Below are 2,452 nucleotides of genomic sequence, written 5' to 3' on the forward strand. Positions count from 1 at the left end.
TTTTGTGTAAAAAAAATTATATTATAAGCATAACTATTGCTAGTTGATTTATTTTAGCTAATCTAAATTTTTAGGCAAGTCATAATCGACAGCAGTATACAATATACAAAAACAAAATATAAAAATAGGGGGAATAAAAAATGAAGGGATTAAAGAAAGTATTAAGTTATGGTTTAGCATTAGCATTATCAATATCGTTGGTGGGATGTAGTTCTACAGATAAAACTAAGGAAGAAAGTAAATCGGAGCCAGTTAGCAAATTAGAGCAAATAAAAGAAAATGGTAAGCTAGTACTGGGAACTAGTGGAGGCTATGCGCCCTATGAATTCCACAAAATGATTGATGGAAAAGATACTCTAACAGGATTTGACATAATGTTAGGGGAGGAAATAGCAAAAGAGTTGGGGGTAAAACTTGAATTAGTAGATATGGATTTTGATGGATTATTGGGAGCACTAAATGCAAATAAAGTAGATATGGTATTAGCGTGTATGACTCCAAATCCAGAGAGAGTGAAGAATGCTGATTTTACAGATTTATATTACGTGGATTCAAATGTAGTTATAGTTAAGAAAGGAAATGAAGATAAAATAAAAACTGATGATGACTTAAAAAACATAAAAGTAGGGGTGCAAAGAGGAACTACTCAAGAGGCATTTATAACTAAAACTTTAAAATGCGCTAATGTAACAGCTTTGCCTAAAATACCAGACTTAATGTTAGAATTACAAAATGGTAGAATTGATGCAATTGTAACAGGTAAAAATGTTGCTGCAATAAATGTTAAACAATATGAAGGAACAGCAATTGGAAATTCTACTGTAGGTAAAGGATTGGAAGAGAGCGCAGCTGTAGCATTTAAAAAATCAGATGACAAAGTTGATAACAAAGAACTTATAGATTTAATAAATAAGAAAATAAAAGAATTAAAAGATTCAGGTAAAGCAGATGAAATGATGCAAAATGCGTTAAAATTAGCAGATGGAAAATAATTAAAGACAATAAAATTTAGGGGATGAGGATATGGATTTTAGTTTTTTAACCAATTACTACAGTGTTTTTATAGAAGGTACAAAATTTACAATATTAGTTTCAGCAATAGCTTTAATCTTTGGATGTATAATAGGGATGCTAGTATGTTTATTAAAAATATCAACTAGTAAAATATTAAGAGGCATTGCGACAGTATACATTGAAATATTAAGAGGAACACCAATATTAGTTCAAATATATATACTTTACTTCGGATTACCTCAAATAGGTATAAATTTTCCGGGCATGTTTGGATTTACGAGTGCATTTATTACAGGTGCATTTGGTCTTTCAATAAATTCAAGTGCATATGTAGCAGAGATATTAAGGGGAGGAATTCAGTCTGTAGATAAGGGACAAATGGAAGCGAGTAGATCATTAGGATTAAGTTATTTATCTACAATGGTTCACATTATTGTACCTCAAGGCATAAAAAATGCGCTTCCATCATTAGCAAATGAATTTATTGCCTTAGTAAAAGAATCAGCAATAATATCAATAGTAGGAGTACAAGAAATCATGTTCTCTTCTAATACAGTAAGAATAGCAACATATAAAGCTATGGAGCCGTATATAGTAGCAGCTATAATATACTTTGTACTGACATTTACACTATCTAAATTAGTAGGACTATTAGAAAATAAATTAGCATTATCTAATGGATAGAAATTTATAATCAAGGGGAATGAGATAATATGATTACAATTAATAGTTTAAGCAAATCATTTGGGAAATTAGAAGTATTAAAGAATATAGATTTACAGATTAATAAAGGTGAAATAATAACCATTATAGGTCCTAGCGGTTCTGGAAAAAGTACATTATTAAGATGTATAAATTTATTAGAAGAACCTACAAAGGGAGATATAATATTTGAAGGAATTAATATTTTAGATAAGAAAACTAATATTGATAAAGTAAGACAAAAAATAGGTATGGTATTTCAAAACTTTAATTTATTTCCTCACAAAACAGTAATTGATAATATAACACTAGCACCAACTAACTTAAAAATAATGAGTAAAGAAGATGCCACAAAAAAGGCAGAGTATCTATTAAACAGAGTAGGACTATTAGACAAGAAAGATACATATCCATCTCAACTATCAGGAGGACAAAAGCAAAGAATTGCCATAGCAAGAGCACTAGCAATGGAACCAGACGTAATGTTATTTGACGAACCAACATCAGCCCTAGACCCAGAAATGGTAAAAGAAGTCTTAGATGTTATAAAAGAACTTGCAAATGAAGGAATGACCATGGCAATAGTAACACACGAAATGGGATTTGCAAAAGAAGTAGCAGACAGAGTAATATTTATGGATGAAGGAGTAATACTAGAATCAAACTCCCCAGAAAACATCTTTACAAGCCCACAAAATGAAAGAACACAAGAATTCTTTGAAAAAATCCTAGCCTA

The 2,452-nt window shown here is 30.3% G+C and carries 3 protein-coding genes; all 3 read left to right on the forward strand.

What is annotated here, in order from left to right:
• The first annotated feature begins 140 nt into the window (after positions 1-140).
• Positions 141-992, forward strand: a complete 852-nt coding sequence (locus ACRC03_RS09910; RefSeq protein ID WP_438652406.1) for a transporter substrate-binding domain-containing protein — start codon at positions 141-143, stop codon at positions 990-992.
• A 31-nt stretch (positions 993-1,023) separates the two neighbouring features.
• Positions 1,024-1,698, forward strand: a complete 675-nt coding sequence (locus ACRC03_RS09915) for an amino acid ABC transporter permease (protein ID WP_438652407.1) — start codon at positions 1,024-1,026, stop codon at positions 1,696-1,698.
• A 29-nt stretch (positions 1,699-1,727) separates the two neighbouring features.
• On the forward strand, positions 1,728-2,452 hold a 725-nt coding region (locus ACRC03_RS09920), incomplete at its 3' end, for an amino acid ABC transporter ATP-binding protein (RefSeq protein ID WP_438652408.1).

This window comes from Romboutsia sp. (genome assembly GCF_051659545.1).
Lineage (GTDB): Bacteria > Bacillota > Clostridia > Peptostreptococcales > Peptostreptococcaceae > JBOFOR01.

What these genes read in the sequence shown, in the direction of transcription:
- ACRC03_RS09910 (WP_438652406.1), top strand. Translation starts at nt 141, where the DNA reads ATGAAGGGATTAAAGAAAGTATTAAGTTATGGTTTAGCATTAGCATTA.
- ACRC03_RS09915 (WP_438652407.1), top strand. Translation starts at nt 1,024, where the DNA reads ATGGATTTTAGTTTTTTAACCAATTACTACAGTGTTTTTATAGAAGGT.